Genomic DNA, 25,575 nt, shown 5'->3' with positions numbered 1-25,575 from the left:
CCCCCTTCCTGCATTACAAAATAATTCTCTCGGGGTGCGTGTACACGTTCAACCGGCTGCCGCGGATGAATCCAACTGCAGTAATGCCGAGGTCATTCGCGAGTTCAAGCGCCAGCGTGGTTGGAGCTGACTTGGATAAAATGATCCCCGCGCCAATCTTGGACACCTTCAGCAGCACTTCTGAAGAAATTCTTCCGCTGAAGGCAATCACTTTGTCCCCCAGCGAAATCTTGTTTTTTAAACAATGTCCGTATATTTTATCGAGTGCATTATGGCGCCCGATATCAGAACGCGAAATTAATAACTCATCATTCGTGCAAAGGGCAGCATTGTGCAGGCCGCCAGTAGAGTGAAAGTCATCTGAGCTTTTCTGCATGGACTTCATGAGCGAAATGCATTGCTCCGCCTGAATGGTTGCTTTGGACATGATCGTTTTGGCGTTTTTTACATCGCTCTGAAAATAAAACTGTCTGCTTTTTCCGCAGCAGGAACCGATAAACCGTTTGGATTGAAGCTGATTCGTGACAGGCTTCTTATCCAGTAGCTGTACATACGCAAAGCCCCGGTCTTCATCAATCGATAGCGATTCGATTTCACGCGGCAAGCGGATCACTCCTTCTGACGCCAGGAAGCCTGTGACCAGATCCTCCATATAGGTCGGGGTGCAGACCATGGTGGCGAACTCATCATCGTTTACAAAGATGGTTAAGGCGTATTCCGTCGCGACATGATCCTGTATTTCCTGAAATGATTCGCCATCATATTTAACAATGCTGATACTTTTCATGACCTTGTGTTTCATAACTGCTCCTTTTTAGCTGATCTCTGTTTCCAGATCAGGAATCTGCTTCTCCAGATACTTTATATCCTTGCGGGCGTTGAACCGATCAGCTTTTTCCACTTTAACCGCTACATTATAGCTCGGGATCTTAGAGAATTCCTCGTAAACGCCTTTGGGCAAAAGGAAGTTTCCTTCTGGGAAATGCACTTCAAGGTTTCCTTTGGCAATGTCGATAAATTTTGCCCGGCCCTGGAAAACACCGTGCTGGTTGTAAACGACGATGGTTTCTCCCTCTTCAATGGATAGTTCCTTCGCATCCTCCCCGTTCATCAGCACATCATAACGCTCTGCGCCGTTAAACGGATCGGATTCGTTGTAGACCATCGAGTTGAACTGCTTCCCTCTTCTCGTCGTCACATAATACATACCTTTACCCTTCTGCAGGTCTGGAATATCAACCGGGATTAAATTCCCTCTGCCATCCGGTGTCGGGCAGATGCCGTCTTCGCAGAGCCATGCCCCTCCCCATTGGAAAACATCACCTCGCTCTTTTAAATGCTGTATGCCTTCATAATTCGGGTTGGCGATGGCAATTTCGCTGCGGATCTCCTGGCCATTCTTAAAATTTACCAAATGGGCATTCTCAGGTTTTACACGCTTGGCGAGGTCGATATAGATTTTCCACTCCGTACGGGCTTCCTCCACCTGCTGGCTGTTTCCTTGAATTTCAGGCGAAAAATACACCATGCGTTCTGTTGAGGTCGATGTGCCTCCATCCTCCTGCTCGTAGCGTGTTTTTGCAGGAAGTACGATGACCGCTTCTTCTGCATCCACCATTGTAGACGTGTTAAAGATGATATCCTGATGCACACGAAGTTCAAGCGATGACAGGGCCCGCTCTACAAAATCGGGATCCGGCATCGTTTCAAGGAAATTGCCGCCTGACAGGTAATACATCTTAATTTTCCGTTCATGATCTTCAGGCAGAAGGATATTCTCAAGAGAAACACCTAGAACGTCTCCTTGCCATTTCGGAATGTCAAAGCCCCACAGCTTTTGGATACGCTCGATATTTTTTGGTTCAAAATCACCGCCGGGAAGAACGAATGGATCAGCTCCCATCTCCCCAGAACCTTGAACACTGGAGTGTCCTCGGATCGGCATTAGTCCGCAATGTTTACGCCCCAGAAACCCTCTTAACAGCGCAAGATTAGCAACCTGCGAGATGTTGTCAGAAGCGAATGTATGCATCGTTAAGCCAAGTGACCAGACAAAAACACCGGATTTGCTTTTGGCGAGAAGCTCTGCGAGTCCATAAATACGATCCTTGCTGACGCCTGATGATTCCTCAATGGCTTCCCAGCTTTGCTCCTGAACCTTTGCCTTTAATTCCTCGTAGCCATTCACATGTTCTTTTACAAACCGATGGTCGATGGCAGAACCGTGTTCTTTCTCCTCCATCTCAAACCAATGCTTCATGATACCGTGCATGAAGGCAATATCTCCGCCAATGTTTACCTGATAAAAATCATCGGCAAGCTTTGTGCCGAACAAAGCCGACTCTCCAATCGACGGAATCCAGTATTTCTCCATCGACGGTTCACGGTACGGATTGATGCAGATGATCTTGGTTCCTTTGCGCTTTGCTGCATACATGTACTTTGTAGAGACGGGCTGGTTGTTTGCCGCGACCGAGCCCCAAAAGACGATAACATCCGAGCCGATCCAGTCCTGGTAATTGCAGCTGGAAGCCCCGATTCCGACAGAACGCTTCAGCGCCGTTTTGGAAGGGGAGTGGCAGATGCGGGAAGCGTTATCAATGTTATTCACGCCTAAATAGCGAGCAACCTTTGCCGCTACATAATACGATTCGTTTGTGATTCCCCTTGAGGTGAGGAAGAACGACACCTGCTTTGGATTCAGTTTCTTCATCTTGTCCGCAATTAAATTCATGGCATTATTCCATGTGATACGGGAAAATTTCCGCTCACCTTTTCGGCGGATGAGCGGATAAGGAATTCGGCCGAGCTTTCTCAGTTCGGCGCTTGAGTATTTGCGCAGCTCATCAATGTCAGCATGGACGAGCTCCTCTTTCATAGCCGGCATCGTATTTAAGCGGAGAACGTTCAGCCGTGTTGTACAAACATGCGGTCCGGCAAGGGTTTGGTCGTACAGCCCTGAAACGCCAAGCGCACAGCCGTCACACACACCCTGTGTCAGAATGCGTCCGGCATAAGAAAGATTATCGCGGTTTTCCCATGCTACCTTCATCGTATCGCGGATATGTCCCGGTTTAATTTTTCCCAGCCCGAAAGGAACCGGGCTGACCCAATGTTTGGGAGCAGGGCTCTTAGGGAGTTTAATCGGTCCTTGATGCTTTGTTTTTCCCATGCTCATGCACTCCTTTTCCTCTTTATGGAATTTTGAGTTGATTTTTATGGTTTTCCAGTGTTATTTCTTACAAAAAACCAATGATTTTGAGTAAATTTGCTCGGCGCCCGTTGAACTGAGCTTATAACAGCCCTTCTGCAGGGATATATTTTCTAAAAAAAGGGATTTCGCCTGCAAATCTCCCTGCCAAATTTTTTATTATCGAAAACGCAGCCTTTATTATCGAACAGTTCGCACTCGACACTCATCGACAAGATTAGACGCATTCATTTCCACTCAATCATCTGCATGATCGAAATATCCTCACAACCCTGAAAAAAACAAAAACCACCGGGGACCCGATTACGCGAAACCGGGAACCGCGGTGGTAGTCTTTAACAGGAACGCTGCCAAGTGCCAACACAGATGGTTCTTATTTTTTAAATTTCTCTTGAATATTTTCGTCAAAAACAAAGATGGACATCCCGAAGTCTTTTTCGATATCAATATCTACGAAAAGCTCCAGAAACGTTGCGCCCAGCAATTCTTCCATTTCCACCGGATGGTTCTTTTTGTACATGTCCTTCACCATCTCGGTGCGGGCCGAACGAAGCATCTGCTTGCCCTCATTAGAGCCTGAGATAAACTTCTCGACCGGTGATAGATTGCCTTCCATTTCACAAATGGCCCAGTTTTTACAAAAGGTCGTTTTGATCTGCCGGGGACCTTTCCCCATATGGCGCTTACGAAAAGCTCTTACCAGGTTACTGAATTCTGCTTCATAATTATTCATAAACGACAACCTTTATTTTTGCATTTTGCTTATAAAATTATAAATCAGAAATGCTCAACGCGCAACTGTTCGTCCGTCCCCCTCTCCCTTTTAAGCCTGCGAATATCCAGCCGTGCAAGGAAAGAAACGATAAGCGCCACAATAAACAGGGCAGCGAAGAAGGTAAGGCTTTCTGCGTAACTGCCTGTCGTATCCTTCACCCAGGCGGCAAACAGCGGACCTGCCAATCCCGCGGCTGCCCATGCTGTTAGAATGTAGCCATGGATGGCACCGAGCTGTTTCGTTCCAAATAAATCACCGATATACGCAGGAATGGAAGCAAAGCCTCCGCCATAGCAGGTATATACGATAGCAAGCATGATTTCAAAGACGATTGTGGTTGTAACGTTCGGAAGCAAAAAGAACAGGACGATCTGCAGCACGAAGAACGTGGTGTATGTATTGGTCCTGCCGATATAGTCAGAAACAGATGCCCAGCCAATTCGGCCGAATCCGTTAAATAAGCCTAAAACACCAACCAGCGCTGCCGCTTCTGCGGTGGTCATCCCTATACTTTCCTGAGCAAGCGGTTTAGCTGCTGACAGAATGGCGATGCCGCAGGTCACGTTAATGAACAGCATTAGCCAGAGATAGTAGAAACGTTTTGTTTTAATCGCCTCATTGGCCGTCAGCTGTGACAAGTCCTGTGCTACAGTAGCTTTCCCGCTGTCCACCTTCTCCTGATAGCCTTCTGGAGCCCAGCCTTCCTTCGGTTTTTCCAGGTAAAGGGACGAGACCAGCATCACGATAAAATAAGAGATTCCGAGAATATAAAACGTGTTGGCGATCCCAACCGATTTAATCAGACTGTCCATGATCGGAGAGCTGATCGCAGCCGCGAAGCCAAACCCCATGATGGCAAGCCCCGTTGCCAGCCCCCTGCGGTCAGGAAACCATTTTACTAAAGTGGAGACAGGTGCAATGTAACCGACTCCCAGGCCGATTCCGCCAAGTGCTCCATAAAAAACATACAATAGCGGCAATGATCCCAGCTGTACGGCGAGGCCCGAGCCAGCCACACCGACTCCAAAAAAGACAGCAGCCAGTATACCAGCCTTTCTTGGCCCGTGCTTTTCAACAAAATGGCCCAAAAAGGCCGCAGACAGCCCCAAAAACAAGATTGCCAGACTGAACGTCAGCTGAACCTCACTTGCCGTCCACTTAAACTTCTCACTTAATGGAGTCGTAAAATTGCTCCACGCATAAACCGAGCCGATGGAAATATGAATTCCCACTCCCGACAGTGCGATCAACCATCGATTTTTGACCTTGCTCATCATAACCCTCTCCTCTTTTATGTAAATAAAAAACCGCCACAAACTCAACCCATAGTTACATAGCAACTATAAGAAAAAAGATTGCGGCGGCAGCAAATCACAGGTTCGCTGTGGTATAACCTATCCGGTTTTTCGAAGCGCTTACAGAAGAATCCTTTTAACAGGAGACAGGTTCGCTGTTCCTTGCCAAAAGATTCCCTAACTTTACGTTAGCGGAATATTCAAATTTTTCAATCTTAATAGTAATGGAATTAAATGGGTCAGTCAAGTGTCCATATAAAAATTATGTCAGTTTTTTACCACGCCCTGAGGATCAATGACAAACTTTTTTTGCTGCCCCTTTGTCAAGTCCTTATATCCAGACGGTGCTTCATCTATAACCGGAAGTCAATCTCAAGTGAAAAAAATTTATCAAATCAACTTATAATACAGTTTTAATTGCCCATTATAAGAAAGAAAATTAACAAAAGAAAAAGGTGTCCAGGATGAAAAAATTTATGTTTCTTAAAGTTCTTGTAATCTCGATCATATGCATAGCAATATTCGCATGCTCCAGACCATCCACCAATAAGCAGCAAGAGGGCAATAAAGAAAAGAAGAGTACTTCGACCCCTTCTGTTAAACTTATTGGAAAATATCCTTTAGAAAATCCGCCAAAGTTATCTAAAGGTATCCATGCGGCTATGGGATCTTCTCTCCTGCATTTGCCAGGTGATCCTGATAACATTTTTTATTCTTCGTCCGATCGGGGCCCCAATGGAAAATTGACCGTAAATAGTGAAGAACGGAGAACCTTCCCAATACCAATGTATACTCCTGCAGTGTATAAAATTGAAATTTCTAAAGGGAAAATGAAAATATTAGAACAAATTAAATTAAAGTTACCAAAAGGATCAGATCCAGTAACGGGAAACTCCTTTATTACAGGTTTGCCTAATTTCAAAAAATCTGATGAAGCACCATATGATGCGAAAGGAAAAAGTGTTTTGTCATATGATCCCTATGGTTTAGATACTGAAGGGCTTGCTTACAATCCTACAGATAAAACGTTTTGGTTAAGTGATGAATACCGGCCAAGTCTGGTCCAGATAAAAAAAGATGGTACCCTTGTAAAACGGTTAATACCGTCTGGGATGGAGTCTAAATTTAAAAACGCACCTCTGATTCCTGTGAAGGCGAGTTTGCCTGCTGTTCTAACAAAACGCATGGAAAATAAAGGATTCGAAAGCGTGACGATTACTCCAGATGGACGTTATCTTTTCACGATGACACAAAGTGCACTGTCAAACCCTGGTGAAAATTCGAGATTAGTTCGGATTCTAAAAATAAATTTAAAAAATTCAATGGCAATAGCAGAATATGCATACATTACTGATAATGGACAAAGGTTGGGATTTGATCAAAAAGATATTGGAGTCTCTGATCTTTATGCTATTAATGAACATAATCTGCTTGTCGACGAAAGAGATTCAGAAATAGGAAAAAAAGCGAAATTAAAGAAAATATATAAAATAAATGTTCAAGGTGCAACAAACATCTTAGGCAAGGACAAACATAAAGGAAAAACGCTCGAACAAATGAACGCAAAAGATTTAAAAGCCGCGGGAATTAAAACGGTTGCTAAGGAGGAAGTATTGAATCTTTTAAATTACGATTATCCTTATGAAAAAGCTGAGGGTATTTCGTTAGTTAAGGGCAAAAAATTGGCTGTCATTAATGACAACGACTTTGGAATTGAAGATCCGAATAGTAAAACAGAACTTTGGCTGTTCCGTTTACCCTGAAAAAACACCGTAATCTAAAAAAGGGGCTGTCCAAGAAGTCTGGAAGCCGTTGATTTCCGTTTCAGTCCGCTCGCTTTCCGCGGGGCGTGCGGTGAGCCTCTTGGCGCAAGCACCTGCGGGAGTCTCACCTGTCACGCTAGTCCCGCAGGACAAGGAACGCTGCGGCAGCGGTGCATCGCACGAAGAAAATGTGATTTTCATTTTCGAGGATCTCGCACCTTCCACTATAATCAACTTTTCATTGAAGATTTTTTGCGCGAAAAAGGAGCTGCCTGAAGGTCAATTTTTGACTTTCAGGACAGCCCCTTTTATATTATGCCAGTTTTTTTAGAATAACGACTTTAAGATAATCCCCTTCTTTAAACTCTTTAATTGTCTTAAAGTCTTCAGGCAGACTGTGTTCTTCAAGGATTTTATACTTGCCGCCGGTCTGGCGGAACGCTTTTTCAATAAAGCCTTTGAACTTGCTCATGCCAAAGGTGCTGCAATTGGACGAAGCCACTATCACACCATTCTTTTCGGTGATGGCAATGGCCTGTTCCAGCAGAGCCGGATAATCCTTTCCTGCGCTGAACGTATGTTTCTTGGATCGCGCAAAGCTCGGCGGATCAAGGATCACCAGATCAAACAGCAGCTTTTTTCTAACCGCATATTTGAAATAGTTAAATACGTCCTCGACGATGATGTCTTGTGACTCGTAATCGATTCCGTTGATGCTGAACTGTTCCTGCGTCTTGCTTCGGCTTCGGTTGGCCAGATCCACGCTCGTCGTTTTCACGGCTCCGCCTAATGCGGCTGCCACAGAAAAAGCACCGGTATACGAAAAGGTGTTCAATACCCTTTTGCCTTCTGAATACTTGTCCCGGATGGCTTTCCGGACTTCTCGTTGATCCAGGAAAACACCGACCATCGCACTTTCATTTAAGTATGTAGCAAAATAAATGCCGTTTTCCTGAACGATGAGCGGAAACTGAGCTCGTTCTCCTTCGATGAAATCATCGTCCTCAATGTACGTTCCTTTTTCAGCAAACCGCTTCTTCTCATAGATCCCTTTAAAGTCTGTCAGGTTTCTAAGCGACTTAAGGACGAATTCTTTAAATTGATAAATACCCTCGCTGTACCAGTTGATGACGTAATAGCCGTCAAAATAATCCATCGTGACACCGCCGATGCCGTCACCTTCACCGTTAAACACCCTGAATGCTGTGGTCAGCGGATTATCAAACAACCTCTGCCGGCTTTCGATGGCCGCCTTTATTTTCTTTTCAAAAAAAGCCTGGTCGATGTTTTCCTGCGGCTTGCGGGTTAAAATCCATCCCAGTCCTTTATTCTGCTTGCCATAATAGCCATTGCCGATAAATTTGCCGCTTTCATCAATAACCTCAATGATTGTCCCTTCTGCCAGACCTTTGTCCACGTAAGAGACGGCATCGCTTACGATCAGGGGCGATCCGCCTTTGATGCTCTTATCGGAAGATTTTATTTTTACACGAGCTGTACTCATCATTCCACCCAATTCATTGATCAAATTTTATCAAATCATTATAATTCTTCTTCACGTTCTGTCATTATAATACTTATCGTAAAAGAAATCATTAATACCTATAAAGGAGCCAACGATATCATGCAGCATTTAATAGATGAAATCCGAAAATTCCGGGACGAACGAAATTGGGGCCCTCATCATAATCCAAAAGACCTTGCCCTTTCTATTTCACTGGAGGCGGCTGAACTGCTGGAAAACTTTCAGTGGAAAGAAAGCCAGGAAGCGGTTGATGAGAACCTGGAAGACATTAAAGATGAATTGGCTGACGTAATCATCTACTCCCTTCAGCTGGCGGACAGGCTTGATGTGGATGTAAACGAGATTGTACGTAACAAGATGGAGAAGAACGCGGTAAAGTATCCAGTAAAATAAACGCCCCATGGGTAATCTCCAAAACTGCCGCCGTAAGAACCAAAAGTGACAGGAAGGGCTGGAGCCACCGGCAGATAATAAGCCCGAGGGATCTCCTCGGGCTTAGGTTTGTTAAATTGTGATTTCTTGGAGCCTGACTCCTTCTAAACAAATGTTTAGGATTCCTATACACTGACATTAAAAAAGCATGGCATTCATATCTTCCTCGACATCCCCAATGAGCTTTAGATTAAAGGTGTCTTGTAATACTTGCATTACTCCCTGTGAGATAAACTCAGGTGGTTTGGGTCCGATACGAATGTCTTGGATGCCAAGACTGAACAATCCGAGTAGAATGGCAACCGCTTTTTGTTCAAACCAAGAAAGAACAATGCTAACTGGGAGTTCGTTTACTTCACAATCGAATGCATCGGCCAGAGCTAGTGCAATTTTTACAGTTGAAACGGAGTTATTGCATTGGCCAAGGTCGATATAGCGTGGAATGTTCGTTCCGGGTACGTCTCCGTAATCTACATCATTGAAACGGAATTTGCCACATGAAGTGGTTAAAATAACCGTTTCCGGTGGCAGGGATGTGGCTAGTTTTCGATAGTATTCCCCACCCTTTCCAGGTGCGTCACAACCGGCAATGACAAAGAAACGTTTAATCTTTTTATCCTTTACCGCTTGGATGATTTCAGGAGCTATACCAATGACAGTTTGATGGTGGAACCCTGTAAGTAATGTTTCGTCAGATTCAATATTCACCTCAGGAAGCTCCAACGATCGCTGAATTAATGGAGTAAAATCATCATTTTCAATTTTTTGAACATGCTCTAAGCCGGCCACTTCATAGGAGAACATTCTGTCGGCATACGTTCCTTTAATCGGCATCACACAGTTGGTCGTTGCTAAAATGGCACCCGGAAACTTTTCAAACAAGCGGCGTTGATCATACCAGGCTTTACCGATATTTCCTTTTAAGTGCGAATACTTTTTAAGTTTTGGATAACCGTGTGCCGGCAGCATTTCAGAGTGAGTATAAATATTTATCCCTTTTCCTTCTGTTTGCTTTAAAAGGTGTTCCAATGCAAATAAATTATGACCAGTTACTACAATGGCATTTCCTTCTATCTTATTTTGCGATATTTTAATCGGTTCAGGAATTCCTAAACGATCTGTATGTGCTTTGTCCAACAACTCCATTACCCGAACAGCCGCTTTCCCAACTTTCATTGCCATATCAATATGTTCCTGTACATTAAAGTTCGAGTTTGTAAGCGTCATATATAACGCTTCATGAGTGGTCGCATCAACGAAGGGATCCGTGTACCCTAATTGATTTGCGTGCGTCCGGTAAGCAGCAATTCCTTTTAAGCCAAATATGATAGTATCTTGTAAACTGGCAATATTTTCATCTTTTCCACATACACCTATGGTTTTACAGCCGCCAGTTGGAGTTTGCTCACATTGATAACAAAACATTTTTTTCATCCCTTTTTAAAAATCTGTTTTTGTTTTTTATAATTTGGTCTTAATCTAAACAGTTTTTATACGTTTTGATTGCTTAGGGGAAACTTCGAGATTACAAATTAATACTATCGCTTAAAAGGGTTGATATCTGTGACTATTATCACAAGGTGAAAGGTGCGAGACTCCTCGAAAATGAATTTCACATTTTCTTCGTGCGATATAACGCTGCCGAAGCCTTCCTTGTCATGCGGGGGAAGCGGGACAGGTGAGACCCACAGGCGCATGCGTCGAGAAGGTAGGTGCTGGCGCCGGTAAGGCTTAAGCTTCGCCCCGCGGAAAGCGAGCAGCCTGAAACGGAAATCAACCACTCCCATGCAACAAAGGTTACGAGATTGCTAGAGTTGTTTGGAATGAACAAGCGTTTGCTAGAATAAAAAGATTTTTTACCACCAAAAAAGAGGCCCCATTTTCAGGAGTCTCTTAATACGCATTTTATTTAAATCCTTAAATCTCTCTTTCGATAAGAAACATACGTGAGCATAATTCCTGTCACAATAATCACAGCCGACAGTACGACAAACACACCATCAAATCCGTTATTCTCTATCAGGTTCTTCGCCTCAAAGTATTTAAACGGCGTAATGTATTTAAGAGCTTCCAGCTTGTCGTTCAGTTCAATGACGATAGACAGAATATACGTGACGAGAAGGATGCCTGTAGCAATGGACGTAGCCAACTTCGGCCGTTTGCTGACCGATGCGATGGCCATTCCGATCGCCAGGAATAAGAGCTGCAGCAAAAACAATCCAGCCATCAATTTCCCAATCTCACTTGTATCTGCTGCGGCGTCATAGTGCATCACCATCGCAATCGAAAAAGCATAGGTTACGAGATTGAAGATCACAAGCAGTACAATGGATGCTGCAAGCTTCGATGAAATAATTTTTGTTCGGGATACTGGTTTGACCATCAGAAACTCTGACGTCTTGTCACGCTCTTCTTTTGCGATAATATTGGCGCCGAGCATGACGGCATGGATAGTTGCCATCAAGACAAGATACGAAAACAGCATGCCGTAAAATCCCATGGAGGTTGATAAATCCAGTGAGCTTAACCCAAATATGGCCTGAAGCGATTTAGGCATCGCAGCAAAAATCTCGTTCACAGACTGACCGGAACTTTTCATGGTCCCATACTTGCTCATTCCTGAAACCACCATAAAGAGAATGCCGGCGCACCACCAAATCATGGACTTACGGCTGTATTTTAACTCTCTCCAAAAGATGTTCATCGTTTATCACCTCTTCCTTATCCTGCTAGGCCGCATGGATGTCCTTTTTCGTAAACAGCACATAACTGGCCGCGATCGCCGCCATGACGACGGCAGCTCCAATACTGATATAAACCGGCTCATAAGAGGAATGCTTCATAATATATGACAGATCAAAATATTTAAACGGTGTAATATAGCGAATCGCTTTATCCCCTATGACAGAGCCGAACATGCTGAGGATAAAGAAAGCAAAGACCGTACCTAGCGAGAGCGGCAGTACTGATCTGATCCTTGAAAAAGCTGAGGATACGAGAAAACCAAGCGACGCAAACACGAGCTGTACAAAAAAGTTTGCCGCTGACATAAAGAAGAAAGTTTTTTCGTTAAAATCTGCTGTTGCTACTGCAAACGCCATACCGTATGAAACGGCAATAAAAATGACATTCGTGAAAATTAACGTACAAAGTACAGCCAGCAGCTTTGCGGTGATGATCTGCGCTCTCGTCACTGGCTTCGTGAGAATAAACTCTGCTGTCTTCCCGCTGACTTCCTTGGATAAAATTCCGGTTCCAAGGTTCATCGCCTGAATGGCACCGCACAGCATCACATATAAAAAGAAATACGAGTAAAATCCAAGGAGTGACGTGATCGTGTTGATCTGAACGCCTAACGCCTTCAACACACCTTCCGGATAATTTTGAAGGACCTTAATAAACTGATCTCCATCTTTTTCAACCGATGGGTAGATCGAGAAAAACAGCACCGTGACTGCCGCTAGCGCAAATGCCCAGATCAGCATGGACTTACGGTTCGCCTTAAGCTCATGCAAGAAGATATTCACTTTGAACCATCCTCCTTCTCATAATAATGAAGAAAGATTTCCTCAAGGTCTGGCTCATCCACCCAAACGTTCGACAGTTCAATTTCCACAAGCCTTTTCATGATCAAGTTAATGTTGCCACTGTATAAGAAGCTGATCTTATGATCATCACTCTCAATGTTGGTGACGCCATCCACTGCAAACCAACCAGCATCCACCGGCTGTTTTGTCTCAATTCTAATCTTCTTATGGTTGTTTTCCTGAAGGGTGCTGATCTTCTCAACCGTAATGAGCTTTCCTTCTTTAATGATGGCAACCCGGTCACACATCTTCTGCACTTCGCTCAGGATGTGCGAGGAAAACAAAATAGTCGCTCCCTTTTTATTCTCCTCTTTCAAGAGATCAAAGAACTTTTGCTGCATTAATGGATCCAGTCCCCCGGTCGGTTCGTCCAGAATGATCAGCTTCGGTTCATGAAGTAAGCCTTGAACAATACCAACCTTTTTCCGGTTTCCGTAGGACAAGTCGTCGATTCGTTTATTAAGATCCAAATCCATGATTTCTGCGAGTTCACGAATCCGTTTCTTGCAGTCTTTTTTATAAAAGCTTGTGGAATAGTTCAGCAGGTCCTTCACTTTCATTTTGTCGTAGTAGAACACCTCTGAAGGCAGATACCCGATCTGCTTTTTGATCTCCGGCCCGTACTTAATGACGTCTTTTCCGAAAATCGCAGCGCTTCCACTCGTTGGATAAATGATGGACAGCAGCGTGCGGAGCGTTGTGGATTTACCGGCACCGTTCGGACCGATGAAGCCAAAGATCTCCCCTTCTTCCACATGAAAGCTGATGTCTTCGATTCCCCTGGCATTGCCATATCTTTTCGTTAAATTTTTGATCTCAATCACATTCATGGCTGCAGCCTCCTGTTCATTTATAAAAAGCTTTCTTAAACATTTCAATGTAAGCAGCTGCTTCAGCAAACACCTCGTCATAATCAACCTCAAGATCTTGGAGTTTCGCTTTGGCCAGTATTTCTTCACTGAGCCCTTCAAATGCCCACAGCATACTTTTTATGACCTTTGAGAGATCCAAGTCATCACGGAACTTCGAGGTGTCAATTCCATCAAAAAGCCAAGTGGAACTGCTGGCCGTAAAGGTTTTAATCCTGCTTTGAAAGTCGCTTCGAATTTGGTCTGACTCTTCCAGCATCGCTTTCTCAAAGAAACGAAAGATGTCAGGATAGGTATGAAGCAGCTCCATCTTAATCAGCGTCATGTCGTGAAGCCTTTTGAAAAAATCCGTTTCCTCCATGACTACCTTTTTATAAAAGTCTTCCATGACCACCTCGATACAGTGATCAAATAAGAAAAGATACAAGGTCTTTTTGTTCTTGAAATAGTGAAACAGCAGTCCTTTGGATATGCCGGCCTCCTTCACAATTTCATTGGTGGATGCATTGTCATAGCCCTTTTGCACGTAAACCTTGATGGCAGCATTTAAAATTTTAATTTGTTTCTCATCTTCCAGATTGTAAAATTTCGAAAACACAGGCAGCACTTCTTTCGTAATTTATAACGTTTTATAGTCGCGTTGACCAATTCGGTCAATCACAGTATATGCGCATTGACCAGTGTGGTCAACCACAACTTTTCGACAAAATTTAGCTGTTTGAACCTTATGGTTGGCAAGCAGTGAAGAGTTTTTAAGGATAGGTATGAGTTTTGCCTGTTTTGGGGTTCTTTTTTGGCAGAAAATAAATGATGTTGAGTAAATAATTGTTTTCTGGCTTGTCTGAGGGGTTTGATCGGAGTAATTTTGGTTTATTTACAGATCTGGGGCTAAAATCCTGAGATATTATGGAGCATGAAAGCCCAGTCAACTTTCTTATTATCGATAATCCTGATTTATTATCGAAAAGCTCAATTTATTATCGAAAAACTGATTTTATTATCGAAATCCGAGTTTTTATTATCGAACCGTTTATACACGACTCTGTTCGACATGTTTTGACACATTCATTTCCCACCACCCACTAAAGCCGATACACACAGCACGCACACCAGTCAGCAAGCACGCAGCACACAACAAAAAACACCCATCCTTCACTAAAAAGGATGGGCGCTCACAACATTATCTCCCGCGCTTCCACTTCGGAAGCTTCGGCTCTTTGACACGGATAAACCGAATGATGATGAACAGGATATAGATCGCCAATGCAACATAGAAGAACACCGGCACTTTTTCAAACCTTGCCTTTGCTAAGAGATAGAACATATAGAACAAAAACAGAGTGACGATCACACCGTTTTTGGGCAGTTTGATGTTTTTGAAGCTTGGAATTTTCATGGTGCTGACCATAAGAATCGCCAGCCCGTAGAAAGCGATGATGAAAGCCCAAATCGGGATCATTTTTACAAAAAGCACTAAGAAGGTAACGATCGCTCCAGCCAATGTGATCGGGATTCCGGTAAAATGTTTCAGCGACTCTTCCTGGGAAGTCACGTTGAAACGGGCCAGGCGGTAGGCTCCGAACACCGGAAAAATGCCGGACATCGCCACACCATATATATAATGAAAGTCGGCAAAATACGTATGAGCTGCTAAAAAGGCAGGTGCGACTCCGAAAGAAACGACATCAGCCAGGGAATCCAGTTCCTTCCCCATCTCATTGGTTACGCCCAGAATTCTTGCCACCCTGCCGTCCACCGCATCAAGCATGATGGCGATAAAGATCAGGATTGTGGCGTTCTTGCTGTCCCCATCTATAATATAGCCGATGGAAAAAAAGCCGCAATATAAATTTCCAAGTGTAAGCAGATTGGGTATATGCTTTTTCATTGAGCACGTCCTTTATATGTAAACTATACCCTTTAATACTAATGCATTTTAGAAAATTTACAATCGCTTTTCCTATTTAAGTGGGTTTTACCAGTGTATTTTCACATTTTTATTTTATTCAATAACTTAATAAATATTTCTATTTCTTCTACTGAAAGTTCACTGAACGTTTCTTCATAGAAATCCTGCAGCACTTGATCCATTTCATCCGCCAGCTGCTCCCCTTTTGGTGTGATCGACAAATAAACGATTCTGCGGTCCTGTTCACTATGTTTTCTTGTGACCAGACCGCGGTTGATCAATTTATCGCTCGTAACAGAAATATGGCTGTTCGTTACTTGCAGATGATCCGCAATTTCCGATACCATCTGATCACCATGGCAGCGAAGTACCTTTAACGCCGCATATTCATTAAGCGGAATAAAATCCTTTAGCAAAGGATGAAAACATGCCCGGATTTTCTTTGTTTGATTTCTATAGGTTGTCACGAGATCCTTAACGAGTGTTTCTCTGTTTTTCATACTGATTCTCCTTGCTAGCAGCGCAGGAAATGATCATGCAAAGCTTGGCTTACCTCAAACTTTGGCTTTAATTCCAGCTTCTATTTTTTTTAACAATCGAATATATTCCTCTTGCTCTTCCTTCGTCAGAGTGGAAAGCATCTCTGACCAAAAGTGATTCCGTTTTTCAACGATGTCAGAAATCAGCGCTTCACCCGTTTCTGATAATACGATCCAGACTACTCTCCGATCCTTTTCATCGCGTGTACGCCTGATCAACTGATCTTCTTCCAGCTGATTTAAAAGCGTGGTCGTTGCTCCTGACGTCAATCCCATCGAGTTTGAAATATCGACAACCATGCATCTATGTTTCTGAAAAAGCATCTTAAGCACCGCGTACTTGGTGGCCGTCAAACTATATGGAAATTCCTTGATTTGGTTTTCAATAAACGCCCTTCGTAACCGAAAGAACGTATCTTTAATGTGATCCAGCTGTTCGATCTGAGCTTGTAGTTGTCGGTCCATGACTGATCCCCTTTGGGTTTATGTGCTGCATCATGATAGTATCATTAACCCTAAAAAAATTAAAATTCATTTTTATTGTGCCGTTCAATCTTTTTGTGGTAAAGTGTTTACTTAGACAATACCTTTATCATAAAGTATCTTTTTAAAAAAGTAAAACTTTCTCAAGGGTATCATCATTAACAGTTAGCTGTGATTTACAGTTAATAATATTAACAATTAAGGAGGGCAACTAAATGTCTAGAGGTCGTTTACTCATGACCAACATCGTAGCATTTCTTGTAGTCATAGTTTTAATTGCAGGAGGAGCGTATTACTATTTCCAAAATAGCAACTACGTATCAACTGACAATGCAAAGGTAACAGGTGAACTTCATAACATCACCGCTCCAACGGATGGTAAACTTTCCGATTGGAACCTGGAAGAAGGTAAAAAGGTAACAAAGGATGAAGGAATAGGAAAAATTTCCGGTGCTGAAAAATCCATGGACATCAAAACCCCTGCTGACGGAACCATTATTAAAAAACAAGCCAACAATGATCAAATGGTTCAAGCTGGCCAAACCCTTGCAAGTGAAGTCAACATGGATGAACTATACGTGATCGCCAACATTAAAGAAGACGAATTGAAAGATATCGAAGAGGGTGACCAAGTTGACGTTACTGTAGATGGTGACGATGAAACCACTCTTGATGGAAACGTAGAAAAAATCGGTTTTGCTACTAACTCTTTATTCTCTTTAATGCCTAAATCCAACGATGACGGCAACTACACAAAAGTAACGCAAACTGTACCTGTTAAAATTTCAATCACGAACTCATCTGATAAAGTATTGCCAGGTATGAACGCAGAAGTAAAAATTTCTAAAAACTAATCCATCATTAGAACTGTACTTCCTAAGAAAGGAGGAAGAATAAATGTCAAGCGAATTTCAACAGCCTCAAGGCTCACACGATATCAAAAGATACATTCCTTTATTAGTCATACTCATGATCGGGTTATTCCTTGCCATCCTGAACCAGACACTGCTGAACGTGGCTATTCCCCACTTGATCACAGAATTCGGAGTTTCTGCCAATACAGCTCAATGGTTATTGACAGGCTACATGCTGGTCAATGGTGCGCTCATTCCGCTATCGCCTTTTCTGATTGAACGGTTCGCGGTCCGCCGCCTCTTTTTGTTTGCCATGTTCTGCTTTACGTTAGGTTCATTGATCTGCGGGCTTTCAACGGGATTTCCTGTCATGCTAGTCGGGCGTTTGATCCAGGCCGTTGGCGGCGGTGTATTAGCACCTCTTGTCATGACCATCATCATCTTTATATTCCCTCCGGAAATCCGGGGTAAGGGGATGGGGATCTTTGGTCTCGCCATGATGTTTGCTCCGGCGGTCGGTCCTACGCTTTCTGGCTTTGTCGTGCAAAACTATGACTGGCATCTTCTCTTTACCGGAATGGTGCCGCTGGGCGTCATCGTATTAATCTTTGCCTTTTTCAGCCTGAAAGACATTCAGCCGCCGAAAAAGGTTAAGGTTGATGGCCTTTCCGTCTTTACGTCTCTTGCCGGTATGTCGCTGCTTCTATATGGGTTCAGTGAAGCAGGAAATGACGGCTGGGATGATGCGGTTGTTCTTTCAACCATGATTGCAGGTGCTGTCCTGCTCATGATTTTTACCATCAGACAGCTTCGTATTGAAAAGCCGCTGCTCGACATGCGGATTTTCAACTATGGAATCTTTTCATTAGCAAGCGTTATTAACGTCGTTTTGACGATCAGTCTGTTTTCCGGGATGTTCTTGCTTCCGATCTATCTGCAGACGATCCGGGGATATTCACCGCTTGATTCCGGACTGCTGTTGCTGCCAGGAGCTTTGATCATGCTGGTCATGTCACCTGTTTCAGGTACACTGTTTGATAAATTGGGGCCTCGTCCACTTGCCATTTTCGGTATGGCGATCACAACGATAACGACGTATTTCTTTACAAGGCTGACAATGGATACTCCCTACACATTCATCGTGGTTCTCTATATGTTCCGTATGTTTGGGATGTCCTTCTTGATGATGCCAATCATGACAGCCGGCCTTAACCAGCTGCCGAAGCACTTGAGCAGCCATGGCACGTCCATGTCCAACACGCTTCGCCAAGTATCAGGCTCGATCGGTATCAGCTTGATCACGACCATCTTTACGAATCGAACAACGTTCCATATGAATGAGATGGAAGGAGCCATGAATACGGCCGATCCATTCTTTATGACTTCATTCCATGACTTTGTTCAAAAGGTAGCGGTCAGTCTTCATCTTCCTGTATCACAGGCCCAGCAGCAAGCAGTTCAAATCCTTTTCGGTAAAGCGAGCCAGCAGTCCAGCATCAACGGCATTAACGACGCCTTCATCATAGCAACCGTTATTTCCGCCATTGGTCTCGTATTGAGCTTATTTCTCCGTGATGTCCGAAAAGACAAGGTTAGAGAAGCGGCTGCACCAGTACCTCAGAAAGAGGAAGTACTGCTGCTGCCAGCGCCAAAGAATGTATCCTAACACCCTACTCTATTAAAATCTGGGGGAATGTTTCATGAATATATGTATTGTCTTCGATAGTGAAGGCGGCCATACAAAGGCACTTGCCGAATCCATCGCAGCTGGAGCACAGCAAGTGAACGGCGCAAATGTCTATCTGCAGCATGTAGATGAAGCAGATGTTTACTCCCTTCCTAAGATGGATGCGATCATCTGGGGATGCCCAGGACATTTCGGCACCATCAGCTCAGGGCTAAAAAGCTGGATCGACAAGCTTGGCTATCTATGGGCAGAAGGAAAACTAATCAACAAAGTGGGGGCTGTGTTCTGTACAACAGCTACAACTCACGGCGGTTTAGAAGCGACTCTTCTTAACCTCATTACTCCAATGCTTCACCAAGGTATGATCATCGCAGGACTTCCAGGTAATGTCCCGGAAAACGCCCTGTATGGATCTTACTACGGAGTGGGAATAACTTGTCCGATTGAAGGGAATGAACTCATTACCGAGGACGACCAGGCTCTTGGACGCGCATTGGGAGAGCGTGTAGCTCTTGTTGCACAGCAATTTACAGAACGGTAGGTGATGGAAAATGATCGGCATATTACTTATTGTAGTCGCCGTGATTTTAATTGCAGTCTTAATTGTTATTAATACGAGGGCTTTTGCCGCTAAAGGCAAGGCGAATACAGCGGATGAAAACATGCAGTCTCCGGTTGCGGAAAAACCGATACAGGAGCCTGTACAAGAAGAAACAGCTGCCGCTGCCCAGGAAAATCACGAGAATATGGCTCCACCATCGCCAGCAATAGAAGAGAACGTACCAGAGAAAGACCCGAATGCTATGAGTGACACGGAGTACCGTCATGCTCTGCAGCGGTTAAAAACACCTGCTAAGCCTGCCGCTCCTCCGGCTGAAACAACGGAAAAGCATTCAATGAAAGATAACGATTACCGCAATGCTTTAAAATCAATGAATAAAAAACGCGATAACTAACAGGGTAAAAGGAGCTGCCTGAAAGTCGAAAATTGACCNNAGGCTCACCGCACGCCCCGCGAAAGTAGGCGTTTACGCCGGTAAAAGCGAGCAGCCTGGAGCAGAGATCAACACCTACCAGACTTCTTGGACAGCCCCTTTTCTTTAATCCATTTTTATAGTTTATACGATAAGAGGTACTTTTTATGAAAGTGTAAGTGTTCATCTAATAATTGTTTCTCCTCACGATGAGATGGATCATGATACGATATGAAACGTGGACGAGGGAGCGCGCCTGCCAGCTGATCCGCTGCCTGCGCTCAGGCTCTGAGCGGAACGAAGCGCATCAGTTTTAAAAGATACTGGCTATTAACGGGTAAAAAAGCAGGAAGAGTTTGAACGTAAACTTTAAGAAAAGAATTTTACTTGCAGTTCGACAAGAGTTACTTGCAAAAATACTGACTTTACTTGCAATAATCCACCATTTACTTGCGAGAAGGCCGACTTTACTTGCGAGAATCTACCATATACTTGCAAAACACCTCATTTTCATAAAAAAGTCAGCCCACTGCCTCATTTCACCATACAAAAATAGAAAACCTGTGCCGCCATAAGGCGATACAGGTTTTACTTTTTTCTTCTTTCCTTCCGTATACGTGGTCAAGCCAAATTTGAAGTACTGCGTCTGCTCGCAAAGCACTATTTTAAAAAACTTCCCGCTGTAGACAAAGAAAAACGGCAAATCGGTGTCATAAGCCGCGGTGATGTCAGCCAAAAAATCCAGCAGGCCCTTCTACCGCAGCTCTAACGGCTTCTTTTATTTTGCAGAGATGTTCGTATACTTTTCACGCAGCAGGAATTTTTGGATCTTGCCGCTCGCGTTTCTTGGCATTTCATCGACAAAGATAAATTTCCTCGGCCGCTTGTAGTCTGCCAGCTTATGGCTGTTTCTGCAGAATTCATCAAGCGCATCTTCGGTCAGCTCTCCTGCTTTTTTCACGATGACGGCCGTCACCCGCTCTCCCCACTTTTCATCCGGCTCTCCCAGCACAGCGACATCAAGAACCCCTTCATGCTCGTATAAAAGGTCTTCCACCTCACGCGGGTAGATGTTTTCTCCACCACTGATGATCATATCGTCCATCCGGTCAGAAACGAAAAGGTACCCTTCCTCATCCATATAGCCGATATCCCCGCTATGGTACCAGCCTTTATGTACAGCTTGATCTGTCGCCTCTTCCCGGTTGTAGTACCCTTTCATCATACTCGGCCCCTTGACGATGATTTCTCCAGCCTCTCCCGGCGGAAGAATGTCTTCGGGATCAGACGGCCCTTGAGTTCCCGGACGCACGACACGAATTTCATGGTTAAAGCAGGCTTTACCCGCCGAACCTGCTTTAGCCTCCTGTTCGTCTTCAAACAAAAAGGCGATAGCCGGTCCCATCTCCGTCATGCCATACGCTTGTACAAGCTTAATGCCCAGCTTTTCACCAAGTTCCCGCACGAGAACCGGTGCCATCGATGCCCCGCCATAAAGCCCAAATCTCATGGAAGAGGTCTCGTATTGCGACAGATCTTCCTGCAGCATCATATTCCACATGGTAGGCGCTGCAAACATGACGGAAATTTTCTCGTCCTGAATCGTTTGGAGAACTTCTTTTGCATCAAAATGGTGCATGATCACTGTCGTACATCCATTATGAACACGCGGCAAAAAAGCGCAGTGCAGTTCAGCACAGTGGAACATCGGGGCTGCTGTCAGCCCTCTGTCAGATGGTCTCAGCTGCAGCGCCTGCATGCAGGTCAAACTTTGCTCAATCATGTCTCTGTGGCGGTGCATCACGCCCTTCGGCTGTCCGGTCGTCCCGCTCGTATACATGATGGCGTACAAGTCGTTTTCATCCAACTCAACATTCGGCGCCTGGGCTTGAGCTTCTTGAACCCGATCGTGAAAACGGACTGCCTGATCCGGAACCTTCTCGCTGACCGACCAGAAGGAGACAAGCGGAAATTCATCAAACAGAACCTTCACCTGCTGCTCCAGATCTTTTCCATAAATAAAAAGGACAGGCTTGGAATCGTTGAGTATGTACGAGACTTCACCTGACTTTAACCGAAAGTTGATGGGATTGATGATCGCGCCTATTTTTGCACAAGCGAAGTAAACCGTCGCAAATTCACTTGAGTTGTACATAAAAACAGAAACAACATCCCCCTTCCTTACCCCGGCTGCCAGAAACGCCTGTGCCGTGCGGTTGACATACTGATCCCATTCTCCGTACGTCCACCTTTGGCTCCGGGATAGATCGACCAGCGCCTCTTTACCTGGATACTTTCTTACCGTCTGCTCAAATAACCTTCCAATCGTCGGATACATTCATTCTTCCTCCCATTATTTTTAGAGTAGAATCGAGCAATGCCATCACAAAAGTTGTAAGAGCCCCTATTTCCTGTTAGGTACTATTTCCCCAGAACTATTAGAATCCCTTGTTATTTAACTACTAAAATAGAACTATTTTATCGAATTGTTAACTAAATGTAATAAAACAATTTAGACCATTTGCCGATACACATCTATGAATCAAACAATTGTGAAACGTTTTGATTTTAGAATGATGTGCAGAGGAGATTGAGATGAAAAAGCTAGCAATTCCGGGGTTTTGTTTTGCCGTACTAACCACAGCCGCTTTATACCAGGGTATACATGCCAATCCCGTGTCCGCTCAGGAGTTAAAAACAAAGTATGTGAATGTCAGTGCAAGCTCAAGCCTGAACTTGCGTAAAAGCGCAACGACAAAGTCAGCCGTCATCGGCAAGCTCGTAAAAGGCAACAAAGTAATCGTCTATTCTGAAAGCAAAGGATGGGCTAGGCTCAAATACAACGGGAAGTATGGCTATGTCAGTTCAAAATATCTGGTTTCCAAGCCTTCGACCACCAAAACCACGATAAGTGCCGCTAAACCTACAACTGCCATTAAGTATGTAAAAGTGACCCAGGGCACGTTGAATATGCGCAAAAGCGCTTCATCCAGTGCAACGGTCATCGTCAAATTAGCAAAAGGAACAAAGGTTACATTTTATTCCCAATCAAAAGGCTGGTCTAAAATTGCAGCAAGCGGAAAAATCGGCTACGTCGGCTCGGCTTATTTGTCCACTTCCAAACCAGCAGCCACCACTGCAGCACCTAAACCGAAAACCGTTACGAAATATGTTATGGTGAAATCAGGAGACACTCTCACTATGAGAAAAAGTGCCTCCGCAAGTTCAACGGCCGTAACAAAACTAAAGAATGGTTTGGCTGTTACGGTATATACCGAGTCGAAAGGGTGGGCCAAAATCAAAGCCAATGGCAAAAACGGGTATGTCAGCTCCGTGTACCTTTCTGCCAAAAAGCCGGTGGTTAGTGCACCCAAGCCTGCTGCCCCTAAGACGACAACCAAATATGTAAAGGTAACATCCGATACACTTAATCTTAGGAAAAGCCCTTCTGCAAATGCAGCCATCATCACCAAACTAGTAAATGGCCTGGAAGTTACCGTCTACTCCGAATCAAAAGGATGGGCCAAGATCAAGGCCAATAACAAAGATGGGTATGTCAATACAAGCTACCTCTCTGCTACAAAACCGGTAGTCAGCAAACCAGCTGAGCCAGCAAAGACGATCATTAAGTTTGTGAAGGTCGGCTCCAGCCTTAACATGCGTTCCGGTCCAGCCACTACCTATTCTGTAATGGCCGTACTTAAACACAACACACCTGTTACCGTACAATCGGAGACCAAAGGCTGGGCCAAAGTATCCGCAAGCGGAAAAACCGGCTATGTCAGCTCCTCTTACCTGGTGGATCAGGTAGAAGCAACACCTGGTATCACAAATACTGCCTACGGAAAGACATTGGATGAGATGGTAGCCATTCAGATGAAGGTAAACCCTCAGACCGATAAAAAGTACAATACGTTTATCCGCGAAGATGCACTTGATCTGACAAGCAGTACATCCGGAATTGTTGATGGAACCGGCTGGCGCGTAAGAGGCGGTGCCGGGGACCAGTACTGGGCAGTAGGCAATGTCAGCAACGGGGACATCCTTCAGATCGTTAACACCGTGAAAGGCGCTGACGGCTACAACTGGTATCAAGTGATCTACAATAACAAGTGGGTCAATGCGAGCCCTGATGACGTAAAATATTATTTGGACGTTAACAATTTTAAGGGCGATGCGGTAAAGTCCTTACAATTTTTAAAGCTCTCTCAAAGTGCAAGTGTTCTTAACAGTGAAGTCAATGATCGGATCCTTGCAGGCAAAGGTATTCTTGCAGGAAAGGCAGATGCGTTCATTGAGGCAGGAAAAGCATATGGAGTAAATGAAATCTACCTGATCTCCCATGCACTTCTTGAAACTGGCAACGGTACATCCAAGCTGGCAAACGGAATCCTCTATAATGGCCAGATGGTTTACAATATGTATGGAATTGGAGCGGTTGACAGCGATCCTATTAACATGGGGGCAAAATACGCTTATGATAAGGGATGGTTTACCCCCAATGCTGCCATTATTGGCGGAGCACAATTTATATCCAATGGCTATATCCAGGCTGGACAGGATACGCTCTATAAAATGAGATGGAATCCGTTAGCTGCGTCACTAACAGGCAAAGCCACTCATCAATATGCAAGCGATATCGGGTGGGCCTCCAAACAGACGACCCAGATGTACAATCTTTACAAGCTGCTTTCATCCTATAAACTTATATTGGATATTCCTGCTTATAATACAATCAGCAAATAAAAATAAGAAAAAGCAGACTTGTTGTCTGCTTTTTCTTATTTCCTTAATTCCAGTTGATTTTTTTCACCGTAGAAAATCCATTGTGCTTTTGTAATTCTGTGTCCACATAAAAATACGGTTTTACTATGGATGGCCTAACATAAATGTACCTTGAAGTCCCTTGATTCCACATTTTCATTTGGTAATCAACACCTGCTCCATAGTAGTAAGCCTGCCAAACTATTTCAGAACAATAAAGATATTTTCTATTTGTAGGATCAGTAGAAACCTTGTATGTACTGTTTTTATACTTGGCACCTGTTTTCCAGTAATTATCATAAGCGTTCTTCGCTGCTTTTCCTGCTACAGTAGTACTTTTATGCCGGACTACTTTGGTTGTATCATAGTGATCCAGCCATTTACTGATACTCCAAACGTAAGGCTTTTTGTTGTTGCTGGTACTTGTAAAAAGTACATTCTTTCCGTCAGGCAGCACAATTCCAGCATGTCCTACCAGTTTGTAGGAACTATACGATTTTGTGATCAGTACATCGCCAGGCTTGTAATCAAAACCTTTAACTTTTGCAGCTTCTGCCGAACTCGGTCCATAAGCAAGAAACATTGAAAATAATAAAGCTGAAATCAAAATTGACTTAACTAGTTTCATAGAATTCTCCTCCTTTGTTAATAAACACAAGTCATATTATTCCATAAATTCCTTTTGTTTGAATGGGATATATTAACTCTTTTTATTCATTATACATGGTAAGAATTCCTTAAATCGATTTCCAACCCTATTGGGCATCCCATACTGATGCTTAAAAGAGGCCCTAAAGTCTTTTTCTCCAAAAATAAGGGGTGATACACACCCTACCAAAACAACAACATGAACAAACAGAAAAAAAGGGGCTGTCCAAGAAGTCTGATAGCTGTTGATCTCCGCTCCA

22 protein-coding genes are annotated in these 25,575 nt (G+C 43.9%); 7 read left to right on the top strand and 15 right to left on the bottom strand.

What is annotated here, in order from left to right; genetic code table 11:
* Positions 1-13: 13 nt before the first annotated feature.
* The 4 genes from fdhD to P4361_RS02010 all read right to left on the bottom strand — a co-directional run bounded on the left by fdhD (position 14) and on the right by P4361_RS02010 (position 5,260).
* Positions 14-802 carry a formate dehydrogenase accessory sulfurtransferase FdhD gene (gene fdhD / locus P4361_RS02025; protein ID WP_062238791.1) on the bottom strand — a complete coding sequence of 263 codons (789 nt, stop codon included), beginning with the start codon at positions 800-802 and terminating at the stop codon, positions 14-16.
* Positions 803-814: 12 nt separating this feature from the next.
* Positions 815-3,172 (bottom strand): FdhF/YdeP family oxidoreductase, encoded by a 2,358-nt coding sequence (locus tag P4361_RS02020; RefSeq protein ID WP_328088138.1) that lies wholly within the window; start codon positions 3,170-3,172, stop codon positions 815-817.
* 412 nt (positions 3,173-3,584) lie between these two features.
* Positions 3,585-3,944 carry a DUF2294 domain-containing protein gene (locus P4361_RS02015; RefSeq protein WP_053355810.1) on the bottom strand — a complete coding sequence of 120 codons (360 nt, stop codon included), beginning with the start codon at positions 3,942-3,944 and terminating at the stop codon, positions 3,585-3,587.
* A gap of 44 nt (positions 3,945-3,988) precedes the next feature.
* Entirely contained in the window at positions 3,989-5,260 is a 1,272-nt protein-coding gene (locus tag P4361_RS02010; RefSeq protein WP_328088178.1) for an L-lactate MFS transporter, read from the bottom strand.
* A gap of 485 nt (positions 5,261-5,745) precedes the next feature.
* On the opposite strand from P4361_RS02010, the gene P4361_RS02005 reads away from it, so the two are divergent.
* The gene (locus tag P4361_RS02005; protein ID WP_328088136.1) at positions 5,746-7,044 is read left to right on the top strand and encodes an esterase-like activity of phytase family protein; all 1,299 of its coding nucleotides are present in this window, start codon (positions 5,746-5,748) and stop codon (positions 7,042-7,044) included.
* Positions 7,045-7,357: 313 nt separating this feature from the next.
* Here P4361_RS02005 and P4361_RS02000 read toward each other — a convergent pair whose 3' ends face one another.
* Positions 7,358-8,551: a class I SAM-dependent rRNA methyltransferase gene (locus P4361_RS02000; protein WP_425590217.1), complete on the bottom strand. Its 1,194-nt coding sequence runs from the start codon at positions 8,549-8,551 to the stop codon at positions 7,358-7,360.
* A 117-nt stretch (positions 8,552-8,668) separates the two neighbouring features.
* On the opposite strand from P4361_RS02000, the gene P4361_RS01995 reads away from it, so the two are divergent.
* Entirely contained in the window at positions 8,669-8,962 is a 294-nt protein-coding gene (locus P4361_RS01995; protein ID WP_425590216.1) for a nucleotide pyrophosphohydrolase, read from the top strand.
* A 177-nt stretch (positions 8,963-9,139) separates the two neighbouring features.
* On the opposite strand, the gene hcp is transcribed toward P4361_RS01995, so the two are convergent.
* The 8 genes from hcp to P4361_RS01955 all read right to left on the bottom strand — a co-directional run bounded on the left by hcp (position 9,140) and on the right by P4361_RS01955 (position 16,370).
* Positions 9,140-10,426, bottom strand: a complete 1,287-nt coding sequence (gene hcp, locus P4361_RS01990; RefSeq protein ID WP_328088135.1) for a hydroxylamine reductase — start codon at positions 10,424-10,426, stop codon at positions 9,140-9,142.
* A gap of 484 nt (positions 10,427-10,910) precedes the next feature.
* Positions 10,911-11,705, bottom strand: a complete 795-nt coding sequence (locus P4361_RS01985) for an ABC transporter permease subunit (RefSeq protein ID WP_328088134.1) — start codon at positions 11,703-11,705, stop codon at positions 10,911-10,913.
* 25 nt (positions 11,706-11,730) lie between these two features.
* Complete coding sequence (locus P4361_RS01980; RefSeq protein WP_328088133.1) at positions 11,731-12,528, bottom strand: ABC transporter permease subunit; 798 nt, start codon at positions 12,526-12,528, stop codon at positions 11,731-11,733.
* Positions 12,525-13,418, bottom strand: coding sequence for an ABC transporter ATP-binding protein (locus tag P4361_RS01975; RefSeq protein ID WP_328088132.1), 894 nt, complete (start codon positions 13,416-13,418; stop codon positions 12,525-12,527). Before P4361_RS01975 ends, P4361_RS01980 begins: the two co-directional genes overlap by 4 nt.
* Positions 13,419-13,434: 16 nt before the next feature.
* Entirely contained in the window at positions 13,435-14,055 is a 621-nt protein-coding gene (locus P4361_RS01970) for a TetR/AcrR family transcriptional regulator (protein ID WP_053355816.1), read from the bottom strand.
* 582 nt (positions 14,056-14,637) lie between these two features.
* On the bottom strand, positions 14,638-15,345 hold the full coding sequence (pssA, locus tag P4361_RS01965) for a CDP-diacylglycerol--serine O-phosphatidyltransferase (RefSeq protein WP_328088131.1): 708 nt from the start codon (positions 15,343-15,345) through the stop codon (positions 14,638-14,640).
* A gap of 101 nt (positions 15,346-15,446) precedes the next feature.
* Positions 15,447-15,866, bottom strand: a complete 420-nt coding sequence (locus P4361_RS01960) for a MarR family transcriptional regulator (protein ID WP_328088130.1) — start codon at positions 15,864-15,866, stop codon at positions 15,447-15,449.
* Positions 15,867-15,920: 54 nt separating this feature from the next.
* Positions 15,921-16,370, bottom strand: coding sequence for a MarR family transcriptional regulator (locus tag P4361_RS01955; RefSeq protein WP_328088129.1), 450 nt, complete (start codon positions 16,368-16,370; stop codon positions 15,921-15,923).
* Between the two features lie 233 nt (positions 16,371-16,603).
* On the opposite strand from P4361_RS01955, the gene P4361_RS01950 reads away from it, so the two are divergent.
* Genes P4361_RS01950 through P4361_RS01935 form a run of 4 tightly spaced genes read left to right on the top strand, consistent with a single transcriptional unit; the run spans position 16,604 to position 19,885 of the window.
* Complete coding sequence (locus tag P4361_RS01950) at positions 16,604-17,242, top strand: HlyD family efflux transporter periplasmic adaptor subunit (RefSeq protein WP_328088128.1); 639 nt, start codon at positions 16,604-16,606, stop codon at positions 17,240-17,242.
* A gap of 43 nt (positions 17,243-17,285) precedes the next feature.
* Entirely contained in the window at positions 17,286-18,908 is a 1,623-nt protein-coding gene (locus P4361_RS01945) for a DHA2 family efflux MFS transporter permease subunit (RefSeq protein ID WP_053355821.1), read from the top strand.
* Positions 18,909-18,942: 34 nt separating this feature from the next.
* Positions 18,943-19,470: an NAD(P)H-dependent oxidoreductase gene (locus tag P4361_RS01940; protein ID WP_328088126.1), complete on the top strand. Its 528-nt coding sequence runs from the start codon at positions 18,943-18,945 to the stop codon at positions 19,468-19,470.
* A gap of 10 nt (positions 19,471-19,480) precedes the next feature.
* Positions 19,481-19,885: a hypothetical protein gene (locus P4361_RS01935; protein WP_053355823.1), complete on the top strand. Its 405-nt coding sequence runs from the start codon at positions 19,481-19,483 to the stop codon at positions 19,883-19,885.
* Between the two features lie 796 nt (positions 19,886-20,681).
* On the opposite strand, the gene menE is transcribed toward P4361_RS01935, so the two are convergent.
* Positions 20,682-22,241 carry an o-succinylbenzoate--CoA ligase gene (gene menE / locus P4361_RS01930; protein WP_328088124.1) on the bottom strand — a complete coding sequence of 520 codons (1,560 nt, stop codon included), beginning with the start codon at positions 22,239-22,241 and terminating at the stop codon, positions 20,682-20,684.
* Positions 22,242-22,498: 257 nt separating this feature from the next.
* Here menE and P4361_RS01925 point away from each other — a divergent pair, with 257 nt between their 5' ends.
* Entirely contained in the window at positions 22,499-24,649 is a 2,151-nt protein-coding gene (locus P4361_RS01925) for an SH3 domain-containing protein (protein WP_328088123.1), read from the top strand.
* Positions 24,650-24,692: 43 nt separating this feature from the next.
* On the opposite strand, the gene P4361_RS01920 is transcribed toward P4361_RS01925, so the two are convergent.
* Positions 24,693-25,295 (bottom strand): hypothetical protein, encoded by a 603-nt coding sequence (locus P4361_RS01920; RefSeq protein WP_328088122.1) that lies wholly within the window; start codon positions 25,293-25,295, stop codon positions 24,693-24,695.
* Between the last annotated feature and the right edge of the window lie 280 nt (positions 25,296-25,575).

The organism is Fictibacillus sp. B-59209 (genome assembly GCF_036216745.1).
GTDB lineage: Bacteria > Bacillota > Bacilli > Bacillales > Fictibacillaceae > Fictibacillus_C > Fictibacillus_C marinisediminis.
This window is presented reverse-complemented; position numbering and strand designations above follow the sequence as displayed.